The 16,721-nt window shown below is 60.4% G+C and carries 18 protein-coding genes and 1 tRNA gene; 12 read left to right on the top strand and 7 right to left on the bottom strand.

The annotated features are described in order from the left end of the window. Positions 1 to 2: 2 nt before the first annotated feature. Positions 3 to 1,274, top strand: coding sequence for a GNAT family N-acetyltransferase (locus tag PH562_RS19330; protein ID WP_285174867.1), 1,272 nt, complete (start codon positions 3 to 5; stop codon positions 1,272 to 1,274). Here the strand turns inward: PH562_RS19330 and PH562_RS19325 are convergent. Beyond that, positions 1,261 to 2,901: an AMP-binding protein gene (locus PH562_RS19325; protein WP_285174865.1), complete on the bottom strand. Its 1,641-nt coding sequence runs from the start codon at positions 2,899 to 2,901 to the stop codon at positions 1,261 to 1,263. The two genes, PH562_RS19330 and PH562_RS19325, sit on opposite strands and share 14 nt — an antisense overlap. Before the next feature lie 255 nt (positions 2,902 to 3,156). Between PH562_RS19325 and PH562_RS19320 the strand changes: the two genes are divergently transcribed. Both PH562_RS19320 and PH562_RS19315 read left to right on the top strand, forming a co-directional pair. After that, positions 3,157 to 4,137, top strand: a complete 981-nt coding sequence (locus PH562_RS19320) for an aldo/keto reductase (protein WP_113231619.1) — start codon at positions 3,157 to 3,159, stop codon at positions 4,135 to 4,137. 382 nt (positions 4,138 to 4,519) lie between these two features. Then, a complete protein-coding gene (locus tag PH562_RS19315) occupies positions 4,520 to 5,314 on the top strand; it encodes a class I SAM-dependent methyltransferase (RefSeq protein ID WP_285174862.1) in 795 nt (264 codons plus the stop codon). A gap of 6 nt (positions 5,315 to 5,320) precedes the next feature. Here the strand turns inward: PH562_RS19315 and PH562_RS19310 are convergent, their stop codons facing one another. Next, on the bottom strand, positions 5,321 to 5,908 hold the full coding sequence (locus tag PH562_RS19310; protein WP_285174860.1) for a TetR/AcrR family transcriptional regulator: 588 nt from the start codon (positions 5,906 to 5,908) through the stop codon (positions 5,321 to 5,323). A gap of 230 nt (positions 5,909 to 6,138) precedes the next feature. Here PH562_RS19310 and PH562_RS19305 point away from each other — a divergent pair, with 230 nt between their 5' ends. Together PH562_RS19305 and PH562_RS19300 are read left to right on the top strand one after the other, a co-directional pair. Continuing rightward, positions 6,139 to 7,437, top strand: a complete 1,299-nt coding sequence (locus PH562_RS19305; protein ID WP_285174859.1) for an MFS transporter — start codon at positions 6,139 to 6,141, stop codon at positions 7,435 to 7,437. A 143-nt stretch (positions 7,438 to 7,580) separates the two neighbouring features. Further along, positions 7,581 to 7,665 (top strand) — tRNA-Leu (locus tag PH562_RS19300). A 109-nt stretch (positions 7,666 to 7,774) separates the two neighbouring features. On the opposite strand, the gene PH562_RS19295 is transcribed toward PH562_RS19300, so the two are convergent. After that, positions 7,775 to 8,512, bottom strand: coding sequence for a hypothetical protein (locus tag PH562_RS19295; protein WP_285174858.1), 738 nt, complete (start codon positions 8,510 to 8,512; stop codon positions 7,775 to 7,777). Next, positions 8,502 to 9,101 carry a hypothetical protein gene (locus PH562_RS19290; RefSeq protein WP_285174856.1) on the bottom strand — a complete coding sequence of 200 codons (600 nt, stop codon included), beginning with the start codon at positions 9,099 to 9,101 and terminating at the stop codon, positions 8,502 to 8,504. The genes PH562_RS19295 and PH562_RS19290 overlap by 11 nt, the downstream gene beginning before the upstream one ends. A gap of 264 nt (positions 9,102 to 9,365) precedes the next feature. Between PH562_RS19290 and PH562_RS19285 the strand changes: the two genes are divergently transcribed. Beyond that, positions 9,366 to 9,959, top strand: a complete 594-nt coding sequence (locus PH562_RS19285) for a YqaA family protein (RefSeq protein ID WP_285174854.1) — start codon at positions 9,366 to 9,368, stop codon at positions 9,957 to 9,959. A gap of 18 nt (positions 9,960 to 9,977) precedes the next feature. After that, the gene (locus PH562_RS19280; RefSeq protein WP_285174852.1) at positions 9,978 to 10,490 is read left to right on the top strand and encodes a disulfide bond formation protein B; all 513 of its coding nucleotides are present in this window, start codon (positions 9,978 to 9,980) and stop codon (positions 10,488 to 10,490) included. 191 nt (positions 10,491 to 10,681) lie between these two features. Here PH562_RS19280 and PH562_RS19275 read toward each other — a convergent pair whose 3' ends face one another. Together PH562_RS19275 and PH562_RS19270 are read right to left on the bottom strand one after the other, a co-directional pair. Then, positions 10,682 to 11,239, bottom strand: coding sequence for an HNH endonuclease (locus tag PH562_RS19275; RefSeq protein ID WP_015341304.1), 558 nt, complete (start codon positions 11,237 to 11,239; stop codon positions 10,682 to 10,684). Between the two features lie 110 nt (positions 11,240 to 11,349). Next, the gene (locus PH562_RS19270; protein ID WP_285174851.1) at positions 11,350 to 12,039 is read right to left on the bottom strand and encodes a DNA-3-methyladenine glycosylase family protein; all 690 of its coding nucleotides are present in this window, start codon (positions 12,037 to 12,039) and stop codon (positions 11,350 to 11,352) included. On the opposite strand from PH562_RS19270, the gene gluQRS reads away from it, so the two are divergent. Beyond that, a complete protein-coding gene (gene gluQRS, locus PH562_RS19265; RefSeq protein WP_285174849.1) occupies positions 12,038 to 12,919 on the top strand; it encodes a tRNA glutamyl-Q(34) synthetase GluQRS in 882 nt (293 codons plus the stop codon). The two genes, PH562_RS19270 and gluQRS, sit on opposite strands and share 2 nt — an antisense overlap. On the opposite strand, the gene PH562_RS19260 is transcribed toward gluQRS, so the two are convergent. Then, positions 12,884 to 13,846 (bottom strand): YihY/virulence factor BrkB family protein, encoded by a 963-nt coding sequence (locus PH562_RS19260; RefSeq protein WP_113231612.1) that lies wholly within the window; start codon positions 13,844 to 13,846, stop codon positions 12,884 to 12,886. The genes gluQRS and PH562_RS19260 overlap by 36 nt on opposite strands. A gap of 111 nt (positions 13,847 to 13,957) precedes the next feature. Here PH562_RS19260 and PH562_RS19255 point away from each other — a divergent pair, with 111 nt between their 5' ends. The 4 genes from PH562_RS19255 (at position 13,958) to PH562_RS19240 (ending at position 16,705) form a co-directional block, all read left to right on the top strand. Then, positions 13,958 to 14,791: an SDR family oxidoreductase gene (locus PH562_RS19255; RefSeq protein ID WP_285174846.1), complete on the top strand. Its 834-nt coding sequence runs from the start codon at positions 13,958 to 13,960 to the stop codon at positions 14,789 to 14,791. A gap of 72 nt (positions 14,792 to 14,863) precedes the next feature. Next, positions 14,864 to 15,067: a twin transmembrane helix small protein gene (locus PH562_RS19250; protein ID WP_015341309.1), complete on the top strand. Its 204-nt coding sequence runs from the start codon at positions 14,864 to 14,866 to the stop codon at positions 15,065 to 15,067. A 112-nt stretch (positions 15,068 to 15,179) separates the two neighbouring features. After that, the gene (locus tag PH562_RS19245) at positions 15,180 to 15,758 is read left to right on the top strand and encodes a cob(I)yrinic acid a,c-diamide adenosyltransferase (RefSeq protein WP_285174842.1); all 579 of its coding nucleotides are present in this window, start codon (positions 15,180 to 15,182) and stop codon (positions 15,756 to 15,758) included. Positions 15,759 to 15,955: 197 nt separating this feature from the next. Then, the gene (locus PH562_RS19240) at positions 15,956 to 16,705 is read left to right on the top strand and encodes an electron transfer flavoprotein subunit beta/FixA family protein (protein WP_113408989.1); all 750 of its coding nucleotides are present in this window, start codon (positions 15,956 to 15,958) and stop codon (positions 16,703 to 16,705) included. The last annotated feature ends 16 nt before the right edge of the window (positions 16,706 to 16,721 follow it).

Raw genomic sequence — 16,721 nt, 5'->3', positions numbered from 1 at the left:
TTATGGCACGTCCCCCCTACACCGAAACCACCGACAGCCAAGTGAACGCCCTGACCCATACGCTCGCAGCGCTGCATTTCGAAACACCGAAAGCCGAAGCCCGCGTCGAGGTCGGCCGTGCCGGCCGCGAATTCTGCCTCTATCCCGGCAAGCTCGGCTACGAGCTGCAGGACGAGCTGGACTTCCTGTCCAATCGCGCCATGGAGCCGAACGTCTTCTTCTCCGGGCGCTTTCTCGCACCCGCCATGCCGCGCCTCGAGGATCGGCAGGTGCGTCTGGCGCTCATGCGCGACAACAGCAGCACGCGCAGCCGCATCCGGCTGCTGATGCCCTTCACGGTCGACAAGCCTGGCTTTGCGATCGGCCCGTCCATTATCCGGGTCTGGTCGAACTCCTTCGGCCCGCTCGGCACGCCTTTGCTCGACGCCGAGGATGCCGGCGAAACGCTCGACAACCTCCTCGAAGCGCTCTCCCGGCCGGAACTGCATCTGCCAAGCACGCTCGTATTGCCGGATGTCCGTCTCAACGGTCACTTCGTCCAGATGGCCAAGGTCATCGCCATCGGCCGGAACCTGCCGATCGCCGTCGCCAACCCGTTCCAGCGTCCTATGCTCCAGAGCAATGACGACGCGCTTACCTACCTCAGGCGGACGATTTCCAACGCGCACTTGCGGGAAATGCGCCGCCAATGGCGGCTGCTGGAAAGCCATGGCGAAGTCACCTACAGCGTCGCGCGTCAGCCTCGCGATATTCATAGGCGCATGGAAGAATTCCTGGCGCTGGAAGCAAGCGGCTGGAAGGGCAAGAAGCGCTCGGCGCTGGTCACCGACCGCCACCATGCCGCCTTCGCCCGTGAGGCAATTTCCAATCTTGCAGCCATCGACGCGGTGCGCATCCACACCATCGATCTCAATGGTAAGGCTGTCGCCTCGATGATCGTGCTGATCATGGGCGGCGAAGCCTATACGTGGAAGACGGCATTCGACGAGGCCTATGCCCGCTATTCGCCGGGCAAGCTGCTGATGGGTGAATTGACGGAATGGCATCTCGACGACGCCAACGTTGTCCGCTCCGATTCCTGCGCCGTGCCGGATCATCCGATCATGAGCCGTTTCTGGCACGAACGCGAGGACATGGGCACGCTGATCATCGGCCTGACGCCGAACGGTGACCGCGACGTGCGTCAGGTAACCACGCAGCTGCACATGTATCGCAGCACCCGCAACATGGCGAAGCTGCTGCGCGAAAAGATCCTGTCGCTTACGAAGCGCTGACCTCAGCGATCGCCCGCTCGCGCAGGAGGCGACGGATCACCTTGCCTGATGTCGTCAGCGGCAGCGCATCGACGAATTCGATCTCGCGCGGATATTCGTGCATGGAAAGCCGGGTCTTCACCCATTCGCGAATCTCGATCGCCAGTTTGTCACTCGGCTCGCGACCCGGTACGAGGACGACATAGGCCTTGACGATTTCCGTTCGGACCGCGTCCGGCTTTCCCACCGCCGCGGCAAGCTGCACGGCGGGATGGCCGCCGAGGCAATCCTCGATCTCGCTAGGCCCGATGCGATAGCCCGACGAGGTGATGACATCGTCGTCGCGGCCGACGAAGGAAATATAGCCATCCGCATCCTGGCGGCCGATATCGCCCGTCAGCAGCCAGTCATGGGCGAATTTCGCCTCCGTCGCTGCCTCGTTCTGCCAGTAGCCGAGGAACATCACCGGATCAGGCCGCTTGATCGCGATTTGTCCCGTCTCGCCCACGGGAACCTCGATACCATGGGCATCGACAATTGCGACTCGATGGCCGGGTACTGGTTTGCCCGTCGCGCCAGCACGGCTGGCGCCGAAGGCTTCGCTGGAAGAGAGCACGAAATTGCATTCCGTCTGACCGAAGAATTCGTTGACGCTCACGCCAAGCGCGGACCGCGCCCATTCGAAGGTTTCGCGGCCAAGCGCTTCGCCGGCCGAACCGATGGTACGCAGCTTGAGATCGTAATGCGCCCGCGGATTGTCGACCGACTTCAGCAGGCGCAGTGCCGTCGGCGGAATGAAGGCATTGCGCACCTCCATCTCGGCCATGATGCGGAAAGCCATATGGGGATCGAATTTTTGTGCCGGCGAGGAAACGACGGGAACACCGAGCATCAGGCTCGGCAGTAGCGCGTTCAGGAGACCGCCGGCCCAGGCCCAGTCCGACGGCGTCCAGAGCCGGTCGCCAGCCTGCGGAAAGCCCTCATGGGCGAATTGCATGCCCGGAATATGCCCCGGTAGCACACGATGACCGTGCAGCGCACCCTTGGGCGGGCCGGTCGTGCCCGAGGTGAAGATCATCAAGGCCGGATCGTCCGGGCCGGTATCGGCGACCTCGAACAAGGGCGGATGCGCGGCGACCAGATCGGCAAAGCCGGCAACGCCCTCTTCGGCGCCATCGATGCTGATCACCTGCGTCAATTCGGACAGCCGGTCCCTGATCGGGCGCAGCCGCTCGAGGCCGAACCGGTTCGTGACGATGGCCGATACGCCTGATGCCTTCAGCCGGTATTCCAGCGCCTCCGCACCGAACAGCAGGGCCAGAGGCAAGGCGATCGTCCCCATCTTGTAGATCGCCACATGCGCGACGACCGTCTCGAAGCTCTGCGGCAGCAGCAGCGCCACCCGATCTCCTGCCCGCACCCCGAGCGAAACAAGCGCATTGGCAAAGGAGGCGGAACGATCGCGCAACTCCCTATAGGTCATGGAAAAGTGATTGCCGTCCGGATTGAAATGCTGAAGGCAGACCCGACCCGGCTCACTTTCGGCCCAGGCATCGCAAACAGCATGTCCTATGTTGAATTTCGCCGGAATCTCCCAACGAAAGTCGCGATAGAGGGCTTCATAAGTATCACGCGGGGGCAATTTCATGCGCAGTTCCAGAAAATGGTGCGGTGCAGCTAACACCTGTCGCCCGTGGGGTTCAAGGAAACATTTGAAATCGCCGTCTTCCCCCAGGCGCGAATCGCCTTATTTATTCAGGAATACTTCGAAGCTCTTCACGAATTCATGCGTCGCCCGGCGGCGATCTTGCCCGTCGACTTGCTTTTCGCGACGCACCCATCCCATCGCCCTTCCGACGATGGACCTCCTTGTAGCGAATGATCGAATGGACGGAGAATAGCGATGGAATACGTAAAGCTCGGCAGGACCGGTCTTGAAGTCTCACGCATCTGCCTGGGTTGCATGACCTATGGCGATCCGAACAAGGGCACGCATGCCTGGTCGTTGAAGGAGGAAGACAGCCGTCCGCTGCTGCGCCAGGCGATCGAGGCCGGCATCAACTTCCTTGATACGGCCAATACCTATTCCAACGGCTCCTCGGAAGAGATCGTCGGTCGCGCCATCAAGGATTTCGCCAAGCGCGACGATATCGTGCTCGCCACCAAGGTCTTCAACCGCATGCGCCCCGGCCCTAACGGCGCCGGCCTGTCGCGCAAGGCGATCTTCGACGAGATCGACAACAGCCTGCGTCGTCTCGGCACTGATTACGTCGATCTCTACCAGATCCACCGCTGGGACTATACGACACCGATCGAGGAAACGCTGGAAGCGCTGCACGATGTCGTCAAGGCCGGTAAGGCCCGCTATATCGGCGCCTCCTCCATGTATGCCTGGCAATTCGCCAAGGCGATCTACACCTCGCGCCTCAACGGCTGGACGGAGTTCGTCAGCATGCAGGACCACCTGAACCTGCTCTACCGAGAGGAAGAGCGCGAAATGCTGCCCTTCTGCGAGGACCAGAAGATCGCCGTCATCCCCTGGAGCCCGCTCGCCCGCGGCCGGCTCACCCGCGATTGGGATGAGGCCACTGCCCGTACGGAGTCCGATGAATTCGGTAAGACGCTCTACACCCAGGCGCTCGAAGCCGACCGCAAGATCGTCGATGCCGTCGGCACCGTCGCCAAGGCCCGCGGTATCCCGCGCGCGCAGGTCGCAACCGCCTGGATCCTGCAAAAGAGCGCCGTCACCGCCCCGATCATCGGCGCCTCCAAGCCCGGCCACATCACGGATGCCGTCGCTTCCCTGGAGGTCAAATTGACGCCGGAGGAAGTCGAGGCGCTGGAAAGCCCCTACGTTCCGCATGGCGTTGCTGGGTTCAAATAAGGAGGTTTTGAAGCTGGCTAGGTTGGGCTGGTGATATTGCGGTTAGCTGTCTGCCTGGTCCCTCAACTCTCTTCCGGCAGAGCAATCCGCATATGAAATGAAGTGGTTGCCGCGCAACTCCTTCTCCCCAGCGGGGAGAAGGTGGCCCGAAGGGTCGGATGAGGGGGACAGGCTGGCCGACGTGAATTCATGGACTTCCTGCTCTCGGCAGGCCCCCTCATCCGCCTGGCGGCACCTTCTCCCCGAGGGGAGAAGGAAGTGAGGGGCACTCACACCCTCTGAAGCCGATTGACCCTACGGTAAATCGCGCAAAAGTGACTTCACGAACGGGTCACAGTTGAGGCTTAACAGGTGGTGGTTCCCTACCCCAGGATGACAGCCCATGATCACAGTCCCCTTCGAAGCGCGGCGCTTTCAATCGACCGCGGCCTATTACCTGCGCTATCGCATTCCCTATCCTGACAGGCTGATTACCCGCGTCGCCGAGCGCAGCGGGCTGAAGCCCGGCGATCATGTGCTCGATCTCGGCTGCGGCCCGGGCCAGCTCGGCATAGCCTTCGGCCGGCTGCAGGGTGCTTCCGTCACCGCCATGGATCCGGAACCGGAAATGCTCGCCGAAGCCGCGCTCGGCGCGAAGGCAGCCGGCGTCGACATCAGCATCCGGCAAGGCTCTTCCTACGATCTCGGCCCCGATATCGGCAGGCTGCACCTCTGCGTCATGGGCCGCTCCTTCCATTGGATGGACAGGCCGGCAACGCTTGAGGCCCTCGATAGGCTGATCGAGCCGGGCGGCGCCGTCGTGCTTTTCCACGATAAAGGCATTCTGGCGGAGCCGAACTGGCGCGGTATCCTCGAGCCGCTGATGGAAACCTATTCGCCCGAGCGCAGCGCGGAGCGGCAGATGCGCCGGAGCAAGGAATGGGCGCCGCATGAAGCCATGCTGCTCGCCTCGCCTTTCCGCAACCTCGAACGGATCGGCATCATCTCGGAATACACCAGGGATATCGAAGAGATCGTCGGCCGCATCTTCTCGATGTCGTCGACTTCGCCGCAGGCGCTGGGCGACAAGGCAGCCGATTTCGAGGCGGCTCTGCGCGCCGAGCTGCTGGCGGTCGCGCCCGACGGCAAGTTCAGGGAGGTCGTCGAGGCGAACGGGCTGCTCGCCTTCCGCGATTAGGCAAGCTTAGCCGTTGCTTTCACCAGGCGGCGGCGACAGCTCCTGCCGGGTCGCCGACAGGAATTCCTGCGACAATTCGGAATTGTCCATCGCGCGTGCCAGGATGACTGCGCCGACCATGGCCGAAAGGCTGGCAAATGCCCTGCGCCGGCGATCCTCCGGCGTTTCGCCGGGAACGATTTCTTCCAGCACCTCGACCAGCCCCATCAGGCCGCCGGTGAAGGTGGACTGCATCTTGGGGCCATGGCGGCTGACCTCCTGCGTCAGCGCCGCAAAGACGCAACCGGTCGCATGTTCCACAACGTTGCGATGCGAGAGATAATGGGCAAGCAGCGCTTCCAGCGGCTGGTCGGGCGAGCTTGCCGCCACTTCCTTCCAGCGCTCCAGCGAGCGCGCCACCAGCGCCTTGCTCGCCTCGCAGGCAAGCTCGTCCTTTGAATCGAAATGGCCGTAAAAGCCGCCATGCGTCAGCCCGGCCGCCTTCATGATGTCGGCGACGCCGATACCGTCGAAACCCTTCTCGCGAAAGAGCTCGCCTGCCACGGCAAGGATCTTCTCGCGATTCTCGGCGAATTTCTCCCGGCTCACTCTCATCAATAAACTCCATCAGAGCATCAATAAATCTGTATTGACAATTTATATGATGACCATCATCAATACGCAACAAATATGATAGCAATCATGTAAATGCCTTTGCACAAACGTTCAAGCCTGGAGAACGGCAGGGCGCTAGACGTGGTACGGTACCCCCGACTGTCCGCGATCCGGTGTTTTCGCAAGTCCGGCCTGACGACACGATACCCAACCTGATTGGAACGCAGCTCATGGTTTCCACTGCCCTTGCCTCGACGCTCGCCCGGCGCAACATCCATTACGGATGGGTCGTCGTCGCCGCCACCTTCCTCACCATGCTGGTCACCGCCGGCGCCATGGGCGCGCCCGGTGTGCTCATCAAGCCGCTGGAGGACGAATTCGGCTGGAGCACCTCCTCCATCTCGTCGGCGCTTGCCGTTCGCTTGGTGCTGTTCGGCCTCATGGGCCCTTTTGCCGCCGCCTTCATGAACCATTTCGGCGTGCGCAAGGTCATCGTCTTCGCGCTGGGCACCATATGCGTCGGCTTCATCGGCTCGCTCTATATGACGCAGGTCTGGCAGCTGCTTTTGTGCTGGGGCATCATCATCGGCTTCGGCACCGGCCTCACCGCCATGGTGCTGGCGGCGACCGTCTCGACGCGCTGGTTCACCAAGCATCGCGGCCTCGTCATCGGCATGCTTTCGGCAAGCTCAGCCACGGGACAGCTCGTCTTCCTGCCGCTGATGGCAGAGCTGACGACGCGCTATGGCTGGCGCACCACCGTGCTTTTCGTCTGCGGCATGATCGTCGTCGCCGCCTTCATCGTGCTGCTTCTGATGCGCGACCGTCCCTCGGACGTCAATCTGCCGCTGGTCGGCGAGGTCCACATCACGCCCCCGCCGGCCGCCACCAGGAACCTGAAGGCAGCACTCGCCTCGCCGATCGCGATCCTGCGCGAGGTATCCACGACCTCGACCTTCTGGATCCTCTTTGCCACCTTCTTCATCTGCGGCCTGTCGACCAACGGCCTGATCCAGACGCATTTCGTCACGCTCTGCGGTGATTTCGGCATCGTGCCCGTCGCGGCCGCCAGCGTGCTTGCCGTCATGGGCATCTTCGATTTCTTCGGCACGATCGGCTCCGGCTGGCTCTCCGACCGCTTCGACAATCGCTGGCTGCTCTTCTGGTATTACGGCCTGCGCGGCCTGTCGCTGGTCTACCTGCCCTTCAGCGATTTCACCTTCTATGGCCTGTCGATCTTCGCCGTCTTCTACGGCCTCGACTGGATCGCCACCGTGCCGCCGACCGTCAAGATCGCCGCCGACCGCTTCGGCCGCGAAAAGGCCGGCCTCGTCTTCGGCTGGGTCTTCGCCGGCCACCAGCTGGGTGCCGCCACCGCCGCCTATGGCGCCGGCCTGACCCGCACGGAGCTGAACACCTACCTCCCCGCCTTCTTCGTGGCCGGCGCCTTCTGCCTGCTCGCCGCCATCCTGGCGATCACCCTGCAAAAGTCCGGCTCCACCACCAAAGGCCCGGCCATGGCTCACTGAGCTTCAAGCGACAAAAGCCCATAACGCCCACCCGCGCCATGGGCCAAACCGCAACCCTGCGGAAACACTCGCAATATCTGCCATCCCCGGCTTGCGCGCCCCGCCAGTCACATGCTAGACAGCCGCCTCGTCAGTACCCCGTTGCCCCATTGGCGGAATTGGTAGACGCGCTCGACTCAAAATCGAGTTTCGAAAGAAGTGCTGGTTCGACTCCGGCATGGGGCACCATCGATCAAGCGATTGCTTACGCCTATTTGTAACTGCAATTGTCGCTAGCTGCTGGCATCAAATAGCGAGCTAGCCAAAATAACGATAGTTGATATTCTAATACTTCTGGTCAAGCAGCCGTTTTGAACGTTTCGATTGCGCTATTAAGCTGAATAATCTTCGCGGTCCGACCCAGAAGCGGTAGGTGTGGCGTGTGATCTTTATCGACGGTAACTGCCACACGTACTGGTGATGCATCACCAAGATCCTGAATATCAAGAAACTTGGCTACCGCCGCATGAACGGACGTAGGATGAGGCGAAACAAGATCGAAAAGCGACTTCTTGTGATTCACCTCTATCATTGCATCAAAATTCCATGGCGAGCTTGCACCCTGTATAGCGATTTCCCGCGCGACATATGCACCTGGAAATGCCGCAGCCAGACGCGACCATAAGCGCTCCCTTTGATCCGAAGCACGCTTCTCGGCCACACGTTCAGCGGTATGGTCTACTGCTTCTTTCGACGCATTGGCGACTGCTATCGCTGCAGCTACAAGGGCTTCGCGGGGAACTTCCAGATCAAAAATCATATCGCTATCAAACCGCACGCCAAATCGTTCGGCTGATGTCTTCGCTATTTTAGTGAAAATAGCGTCCCCGCCCATTAGTTCCGCTTCGCGGCGGCCAGCACCTAAGTCGGAGATGAAGTAACCCTCTTCACTCTCCTGAAAACGAAGCACCACGCGGCTGCTGCCAGGGTATAATAGCGGCGTCACCACCATGGCGCCATCATTGCCGCAACGAGAATACGAGAGCGCGCGAGCTACCTCTTCAGCGATAGCATTTATCGAGATTCTATCGATCATATTGCAGGCTCCAGTTCCATTCCGGTGCAGGCACAGCATGAAAGCCAGTAATGTTAAAAAATTCACCTATGCTCTGGCTGATATCCTTGAACGACTGAGGCTCTTTATCCAAGGGTATCGCATTTGGTAAGTTGCCATATGGCGCGAATGCTTCGTTGCCTATTTTGATGTTATCTTCGCAGGTATGAATATGTGATCCGTTAATTTCGGGCTCAAGCCCAAATTTCCGCCAAAACTTATTAGGATGTGGGGACAATGGCAGAAAATCAATTCGACTAATGCAGACCCACCTGACAAGATCGAAATACTCAAAAGTCGCTGTAACATCTTCAAGGGGTCGATTTTGCCATGCTACAAGCCGCACGCGGACCCCTTCGATAGCCACATCATTAGCATCTGCCAAAGTCACTAACATTTCAAGGCGAGCTGCAATGTCGGAGACAAACGGTAGGCGTCCCGCTTCTGTCGCGTTTTTTCTAGACTCCCTAAACATGGGAGCTCTGTTCCAGGCTGGCCAGTTGAAAACCGATTTTTCAGATAGAATTAAATTTCGCCAAATCTCAAACTTGATGGCGTCGTTGATGCCCACGCGTCCTCCGCAAAACAGCGATATTTTGCCATTCCGCCGTTTAAAAACCACTTTCAATTACCCGCATGACTAGAGTCAAGCTTAATATTTCACGGTAACTTTACATATCCTCCGATCATCAGTGCTCGAACTAGGCATAGATCTGTTGGCATCCCCACCCCATCACGAAAAATTTTGCCTTTCCGCCGCTTCCGCCCCTCCCCGACCATTTACAGCCATAATCCTGCCCCCTAAAGGTTTGCAACGCAGCAAAAAGGGGGCCCTATGCTTCGTAGACTGTACGACTGGACCATGTCGCTCGCCGGCCGCAAATCGGCGGAAATCTGGTTGGCCGTGATCGCCTTCGTCGAGAGCTCCATCTTTCTTGTTCCGGCGGACGTGCTTTTCCTGCCGATGTCGCTGGCGAAGCCCGAACGTGCCTGGCGCTATGCGTTGACGGCGACGGTTGCCTCCGTGCTCGGCGGCATTGCCGGCTGGGCGCTCGGCTATTATGCCTTCGAGACCATCGCCAAGCCGATCCTCGAATTCTACGGCAAGCTCGACGCCTTCAACCAGATGAGCGCCGGCATCACCTATGAATGGGTGCTCCTGCTGCTCGTCACATCGGGTCTCGCGCATCTGCCGCCGATCAAGGTGGTGACGATCCTCTCCGGCGTCGCCCATATCAATCTCGGCCTGTTCATCGTCTCGGCCATCGTCGCCCGCGGCGCCCGCTTTTTCCTCCTGGCCTTCCTGCTTCGCCGCTATGGCGAATCCATCCGCCATTTCATCGAAAAGCGCCTGGGCCAGATCGCGATGGCCGCCGCCGCCGTTCTCATCGCCCTCTATGCCGTCTTCCATTTTGCCCTGGCGAGCTGACCAAGGAGCCCCCAACGCATGTCCACGACTTCGCCTTCCTCCCGCGCCGGCCTCGGCTATGGCGCCCTGCTGACGATCGGCATGATCGTCGTCATCGGCTCGGCACTCGGCTTCCAATATATCGGCGGCTATATCCCCTGCGCGCTCTGCCTGGACCAGCGCCAGCCCTATTATTACGGCATCCCGGTTGCGATCATCGCCGTGCTGACGGCGGTTGCCGGCCTGCCCTCGTGGATCACCCGCGGCCTCCTGATCATCGCCGGTCTGATGATGCTTGTCGGCGGCGGCATCGGCGTCTACCACGCCGGCGTCGAATGGCACTTCTGGGAAGGCCCAACCACCTGCTCGACATCGGCTGCCAGCGTCACGCAGAATGCCGGCGACCTGCTCGGCCAGCTGAACACCATCAAAGGCCCCTCCTGCACGGAAGCGGCGCTGCGCATCCTCGGCCTGTCGATGGCCGGCTGGAATGTGATCGCCAGCGTCATCCTGGCAGCTATTGCCTTTGTGGGGGCGAAGAAGGCGGGTTGACCCCTTCTCTCCCGCGGAGAGAAGGTGGGCGCGAGCAGGCGAGCAAAGCGAAACTGCGAGCGGACGGATGAGGGGGACGAGAAGCGAAGCGACGAGGGCCTTGACCGGCAAGCGAAACGCAAATTTGCGTGCCGCCGCTCCCCCTCATCCGACCCTTCGGGCCACCTTCTCCCCGAGGGGAGAAGGAAATCCTACGGCTGCAGTTCCGAATCCCAGTAGAGATAGTCGAGCCAGCTATCGTGCAGATAGTTCGGCGGGAACAGGCGGCCGTTATTGTGCAGGTCCTGCACCGTCGGCTGGTATGGCTTCTGCGCCGGGAACATGCCGGCCTGCTTCGGCAGCTTGCTGCCCTTGCGGAGATTGCACGGCGAACAGGCGGCCACGACGTTCTCCCAGGTGGTCTCGCCGCCATGGGCGCGCGGGATGACATGGTCGAAGGTCAGGTCGTCATGCGAGCCGCAATACTGGCATTCGAACTTGTCGCGCAGGAAGACGTTGAAGCGGGTGAAGGCGGGATTGCGGGACGGCTGCACATATGTCTTCAGGCACACGACGCTCGGCAGCCGCATCGAGAAGCTCGGTGAGGACACGCACTGATCGTATTCTGCGATGATGTTCACACGGTCAAGAAAAACCGCCTTGATCGCGTCCTGCCAGGACCAGAGCGACAAGGGATAGTAACTCAGCGGTCTGTAGTCAGCGTTCAGCACGAGCGCCGGCAAGGACTGCGGGGAGACTGCAATCGTCAAGGAACCCTCCTGATCGATTCGGCATCTGCACCTGTATATTAGGCCGGTTGTTACAGGATTGTGAAGTCCAATAAATTCAGTGCATAAAGGCAATTTCGAGGAGCCGCCGATTAAACGATAGGCAGCGCATCCCGGCGTGTTTTCACGGCATAATAGGCCCAGAAGAGCCGGGCCGCGACCGAGCGCCAGGGCGCCCAAACCGCGGCTTCCCGGGCAATTGCCTTGGCCAAGGGCCTGACTTCATGGCCGAAAGCCATGCCGACGGCCGCCTGCAGCGCCACATCGCCCGCCGGAAACACATCTGCGTGACCGCCGCAGAACATCAGGTAGACTTCCGCCGTCCAGGGGCCGATTCCCTTGATCGACGTCAGCTCGGCGAGCGCCTTTTCAGGTGATTCGGCGCTGAGCGCATGGAGATCGAGACCACCGGCGGCAACCGCTTCGGCCACGCGATGGAGCGTCTCGTGCTTGATTCGCGACAGGCCGAAGGTCCGCCATGCCTCCGGCTCCAGCCGGACATAGCCTTTTGCAGTCACCTGACCCATCCCAGCGATCATCTTCCCCCAGATCGCATCGGCGCTGGCGCGGGAGACGACCTGCGATACGATGATATGGGCGAGGCCCTCGAAGCCCGGTTCACGCAGGCGCAAAGGCAAAGTGCCCGCCTCTGCGGCAACGGGCCGCAGGCGCGGATCCAGTTCCAGCAGGGCAGCAAGTCCCCGTTCGATATCGCGCTCGTCGCGAATGATCTGCATGACGTCTCGTGGCCCCCGGTTCAAATTCGTGGCAGAAGAAAGCATGATCGAGATTCCCCGTCAAAAGCCGAAATTCCGTTTTGCCCCGAGCCCGAATGGCCCGTTGCATCTCGGTCACGCGCTGTCGGCCATCCTCAATCACGACATGGCGGCAAAAGCAGGCGGCGATTTCCTGCTGCGCATCGAAGACATAGATCAGGCGCGCTGCACACCCGATTTCGAAGAGGGCATCTATACCGATCTCTCCTGGCTCGGCCTCAGCTGGCAGGAGCCGGTGCGTCGGCAGTCCGAGCATTTTCCGGCCTATCAGGCGGCGTTGCAGACGCTTATCGAGCGCGGCCTCGTCTATCCCGCCTTCCTGACCCGCGGCGAGGTCAAATCGCGCGTCACCGCTTTCGAGGCGGGTGGCAAATCATGGCCGCGCGACCCGGACGGCACACCGCTCTATCCACCCGACGATCGCGAGCGCAGCGATGCCGAGCGGCAGCGCCTGCTGGCATCGGGCATGAAGCATGCCTGGCGTCTCGATATGGAAAAGGCGCTAGCGACAGTGGACGAACCATTGCACTGGCAAGAAAGCGGCGACGGCGAGACGGGCATTATTCCAGCCGATCCGGCCGCCTGGGGCGATGTCGTGCTGTCGCGCTCGGATGCACCCTCGAGCTATCATCTTTCCGTTGTCGTCGACGACGCCGTGCAGGGCATCACCCATATCGTGCGCGGGCTGGACCTCTTCCACGCCACCTCGATCCATCGCCTGCTGCAGACACTCCTCGGCCTGCCGGAACCGCTCTATCATCACCATCGTCTGGTCCTCGGAGAGGATGGCAAAAAGCTGTCCAAGAGCCTGGGTGATACCGGCATTGCCGAATGGCGCCGGCAGGGTCTCTCACCGGCGGAGCTTCGCCGCCGCATCGGCCTCTGATTTGGCTCCTGGCTCGGCCCTTGGTTCTGAGGGTATCTTTTCCGAAGCTACCTCGGCGGCCGCGCGGCTCGCCACCTTGCCGAACAGCAGGCGGCGCACGCGGAATTTCATCAGCGCCGCATTGATCTCCGCTCCCATGATAAAGATCACTGCGAGCATATAGAGAAAAATCAGCACGATCATTACGGACGCCAGACCGGCATAGGTGGCGGTATAGTTGGCGAAGGTCGAGAGATAATAGGCAAAGAGCACAGCGCCGATCGACCAGAAGACCAGCGTCAATATCACGCCGGGGATCACGTCGAACACCCGCCTGCGCCCGGCCGCCAGCCACAGATGCAGGATCATCAGGCCCGCCAGCAGCAGAAAGATCGTGCCGTAGATCCGCCAGCTGAAGACGATCTCGAGGATATCGGCGAGCTTCGGCAGCCATTGCCTTGTATAATTGAGCGCGAGCGGCACGGCGACGAGCAGGATACTGAGGATAGCGAAGATCAGCACGGCAATGAGCACATAGCCAAGGCTGGCGAGACGGTTGAAATACCACGGTCGGGTCTCGGGCACGCGATAGGCGCGGTTCAGCGATATGCGCAGCGCCTCGACGCCGTTCGACGCGAAATAGGCAGCAGCAAGCACCGAGATCGTCAATAGCCCGCCGCGCGGAATGGTCAGCACCTGCACGACTTGATCGGCGAGAGGCTTGGCGATCGCCTCCGGCCAGGTGTCGAAGATCAGATGCACGGCCGTCGACGAAAACTGACTGGCGCCGAGAAAGCTTGCGAGCGCCGTGCCAAAGATCAGGAAGGGAAAAACCGCCAGCAGTGTCGACAGCGCCACATGGCTTGCCATGGCGAACCCGTCATCCTCGACGAAATGGAACACTGCGTCGTAGATCACCTTGTAAGTCGTCCGCAGGGCTGTCGGCATTCCATCTCCGCTCGGCGTCGGCATTCATCCGGCTGATACCGCCGGTTGTCGATTGTATCGGGTTCCTGAATATGGGAAACGAGTCCCGGTTTGTACAGGAATCATCTTTCCATGACGGAACAACGCACGATCCTCGTCACTGGTTGCTCCTCCGGCATCGGTGCTTATTGCGCACGGGCGCTGAAAGCCGACGGATGGCGCGTATTCGCAACTGTGCGCAAGCACGAAGATCTCGCTCCGCTCGAGGCTGACGGCATCGAAGCGCTGCTCCTCGACTACACAAGGCCCGAGACCATTTCCGCCACGGTGGCGACAGTGCGCGAGCGCACGGGTGACCGCATCGATGCTCTCTTCAACAATGGCGCCTATGGACAGCCGGGCGCCGTCGAGGATCTGACGACCGCCGTGCTGCGTGAACAGTTCGAAACCAATTTCTTCGGGTGGCACGAGCTGACGCGCCAGATCCTGCCGCTGATGCGCAAACAGGAGCATGGCCGTATCGTCAATTGCTCGTCCATTCTGGGACTCGTTCCCTACCGTTTCCGCGGCGCCTACACGGCCTCGAAATTCGCGCTGGAAGGGCTGACGATCACGCTCAGAATGGAGCTGCAGGATAGCGGCATCCATGTGAGCCTCATCGAGCCCGGCCCGATCGCGACGAAGTTTACCGCCAATGCGCTCGCCAAGATCCACGAGCATATCGACCTCGAAGGCTCGCCCCATGTGGTGGAATACCGCAGGCAACTGAAACGGCTTGATGGATCAGGCCCGATCAATAAACATAAATTGGGTCCGGAAGCGGTCTATGATGTGCTAAAATCCGCTCTGAACGTGAGAAATCCACGCCCACACTATCTGGTAACGACACCCGCCAAGCAGGGCGTGCTCTTGAAAAGGCTATTGCCGGCTAACCTTTTCTATCGTCTGATGCGCCGGCTGGATTAGAGCAACCCACGAATGGGCAAAGCGCCTTTTCCGCTTGGGATTGCTTAAAATGAAGACAAGGATGGAGGAGCCATGTCTACCGTTACTTATGTTGCCGCCATCATTGTCATGGGACTTGTCGCGATCGTTCTCATTCGCGGCCTGCTGAACATGATGAAAGGCGACAACCCGAACCTTTCGAACCGGCTGATGCAGCTGCGCGTGCTGCTGCAGGCAGTGGCGGTGATCCTGATCATGCTGACGCTCTGGCTGACGGGCGGCGGCCGCCCGGCCTAAAGCAATTTCAGGAAAAGTGCGAAGCGGTTTTCCGTCCGGAATTGCTTAAAATAAAGGGTTAGGGCATTTCGCGATCCGAAGAAAAGCGAAAGGCTCTAACCACAGGAACACGATGGTCAAGCTCAACAAGATCTACACCAAGACCGGCGACGATGGCACCACAGGCCTTGCCGCCGGCCCGAGGCGGCTGAAACACGATTTGCGCGTCGAAAGCTACGGCACGGTCGACGAGACCAATTCCGCAATCGGCGTCGCGCGGCTACACATGTCAGACATGCCCGAGATCGACGCCATGCTGATGCGGATCCAGAACGATCTTTTCGATCTCGGCGCCGATCTTTCGACCCCCGAAACGGACGAGCCGCCGGCCTATGAACCCTTGCGCATCATCGATCCCCAGGTCGAGCGCCTCGAACAGGATATCGACCGGCTGAACGCCGATCTCGAGCCTTTGCGATCTTTCGTCCTGCCCGCCGGCAGCCCCGCTTCCGCCCATCTTCACCTTGCCCGCACGATAGCCCGTCGCGCAGAGCGCCTCATGGTGGCGCTGTCGCGTGAGCAAGGCGAACGGGTGAGCCCGGCGGCGCTGAAATATATCAACCGGCTTTCCGATTTTCTCTTTGTCGCGGCACGGCACGCCAATGATCGCGGACAGGCCGATGTTCTCTGGATTCCCGGCAAGAATCGATAGCGGCGCGAATTCGATCACCGAAGGCATCCGTATTGACGTTAACGTAAACGTTATTTATGCCTTTCAAGCAATTCGTCTCTCGGCGGCCTGGAAGCGTTGTAATTGGGAAAAAAACGCGTATCCATGTCGCCATTCGACAAATGGAATGGCGCTAAACAGCGCATGTTCTCGGGCGGTCATGTTGAAGGAAGGATTCCATGAAGATTCTCGTCCCCGTTAAGCGGGTTGTTGACTACAACGTCAAGATTCGCGTGAAGCCGGATGGTTCTGGCGTTGAGCTTTCGAACGTGAAGATGTCGATGAACCCGTTCGACGAGATTTCGGTCGAAGAAGCGCTGCGTCTGAAGGAAGCCGGCAAGGCCGAGGAAGTGGTGGTCGTATCGATCGGACCTGCCAAGGCCGAGGAAACATTGCGCACGGCGCTCGCCATGGGTGCGGATCGCGCCATCCTGGTCGAAACCGATGATGCCGTCGAGCCGCTCGCCGTCGCCAAGATCCTGAAGGGCGTCGCCGAGGCCGAACAGCCGGGCCTCGTCATCGTCGGCAAGCAGGCGATCGATGACGACTCCAACCAGACCGGCCAGATGTTGGCGGCCCTGCTCGGCACGGCGCAGGCGACCTTCGCCTCGAAGATCGAGATCGGTGATGGTAGCGCCAAGGTCACCCGCGAAGTCGATGGCGGCCTGCAGACCATCGAGGTCAAGCTTCCGGCGGTCGTCACGACCGACCTGCGCCTGAACGAGCCGCGCTACGCCTCGCTGCCGAACATCATGAAGGCCAAGAAGAAGCCGCTCGACAAGAAGAGCCCCGCCGATTTCGGCGTCTCGACCGAGCCGCGCCTGAAGGTGCTGAAGACCGAAGAGCCGTCTGGCCGCAAGGCCGGCGTCAAGGTGGGCTCGGTTGCTGAGCTTGTCGAAAAGCTCAAGACCGAAGCCGGCGTGCTCTGAGGATAGGAAAGGATAA

The sequence above is a fragment of the Rhizobium centroccidentale genome (assembly GCF_030182565.1).
Taxonomy (GTDB): Bacteria; Pseudomonadota; Alphaproteobacteria; order Rhizobiales; family Rhizobiaceae; genus Rhizobium.
Note: the sequence above shows the minus strand (reverse complement) of the source record. Positions and strands in the feature narration are given on the sequence as shown.

What these genes read in the sequence shown, in the direction of transcription:
- PH562_RS19310 (WP_285174860.1), bottom strand. Translation starts at nt 5,908, where the DNA reads ATGAGAGTGAGCCGGGAGAAATTCGCCGAGAATCGCGAGAAGATCCTT.
- PH562_RS19285 (WP_285174854.1), top strand. Translation starts at nt 9,366, where the DNA reads ATGCTTCGTAGACTGTACGACTGGACCATGTCGCTCGCCGGCCGCAAA.
- PH562_RS19320 (WP_113231619.1), top strand. Translation starts at nt 3,157, where the DNA reads ATGGAATACGTAAAGCTCGGCAGGACCGGTCTTGAAGTCTCACGCATC.
- PH562_RS19255 (WP_285174846.1), top strand. Translation starts at nt 13,958, where the DNA reads ATGACGGAACAACGCACGATCCTCGTCACTGGTTGCTCCTCCGGCATC.
- PH562_RS19325 (WP_285174865.1), bottom strand. Translation starts at nt 2,901, where the DNA reads ATGAAATTGCCCCCGCGTGATACTTATGAAGCCCTCTATCGCGACTTT.
- PH562_RS19295 (WP_285174858.1), bottom strand. Translation starts at nt 8,512, where the DNA reads ATGATCGATAGAATCTCGATAAATGCTATCGCTGAAGAGGTAGCTCGC.
- PH562_RS19245 (WP_285174842.1), top strand. Translation starts at nt 15,180, where the DNA reads ATGGTCAAGCTCAACAAGATCTACACCAAGACCGGCGACGATGGCACC.
- PH562_RS19305 (WP_285174859.1), top strand. Translation starts at nt 6,139, where the DNA reads ATGGTTTCCACTGCCCTTGCCTCGACGCTCGCCCGGCGCAACATCCAT.
- PH562_RS19260 (WP_113231612.1), bottom strand. Translation starts at nt 13,846, where the DNA reads ATGCCGACAGCCCTGCGGACGACTTACAAGGTGATCTACGACGCAGTG.
- PH562_RS19270 (WP_285174851.1), bottom strand. Translation starts at nt 12,039, where the DNA reads ATGCTTTCTTCTGCCACGAATTTGAACCGGGGGCCACGAGACGTCATG.
- PH562_RS19250 (WP_015341309.1), top strand. Translation starts at nt 14,864, where the DNA reads ATGTCTACCGTTACTTATGTTGCCGCCATCATTGTCATGGGACTTGTC.
- PH562_RS19315 (WP_285174862.1), top strand. Translation starts at nt 4,520, where the DNA reads ATGATCACAGTCCCCTTCGAAGCGCGGCGCTTTCAATCGACCGCGGCC.
- gluQRS (WP_285174849.1), top strand. Translation starts at nt 12,038, where the DNA reads ATGATCGAGATTCCCCGTCAAAAGCCGAAATTCCGTTTTGCCCCGAGC.
- PH562_RS19280 (WP_285174852.1), top strand. Translation starts at nt 9,978, where the DNA reads ATGTCCACGACTTCGCCTTCCTCCCGCGCCGGCCTCGGCTATGGCGCC.
- PH562_RS19240 (WP_113408989.1), top strand. Translation starts at nt 15,956, where the DNA reads ATGAAGATTCTCGTCCCCGTTAAGCGGGTTGTTGACTACAACGTCAAG.
- PH562_RS19330 (WP_285174867.1), top strand. Translation starts at nt 3, where the DNA reads ATGGCACGTCCCCCCTACACCGAAACCACCGACAGCCAAGTGAACGCC.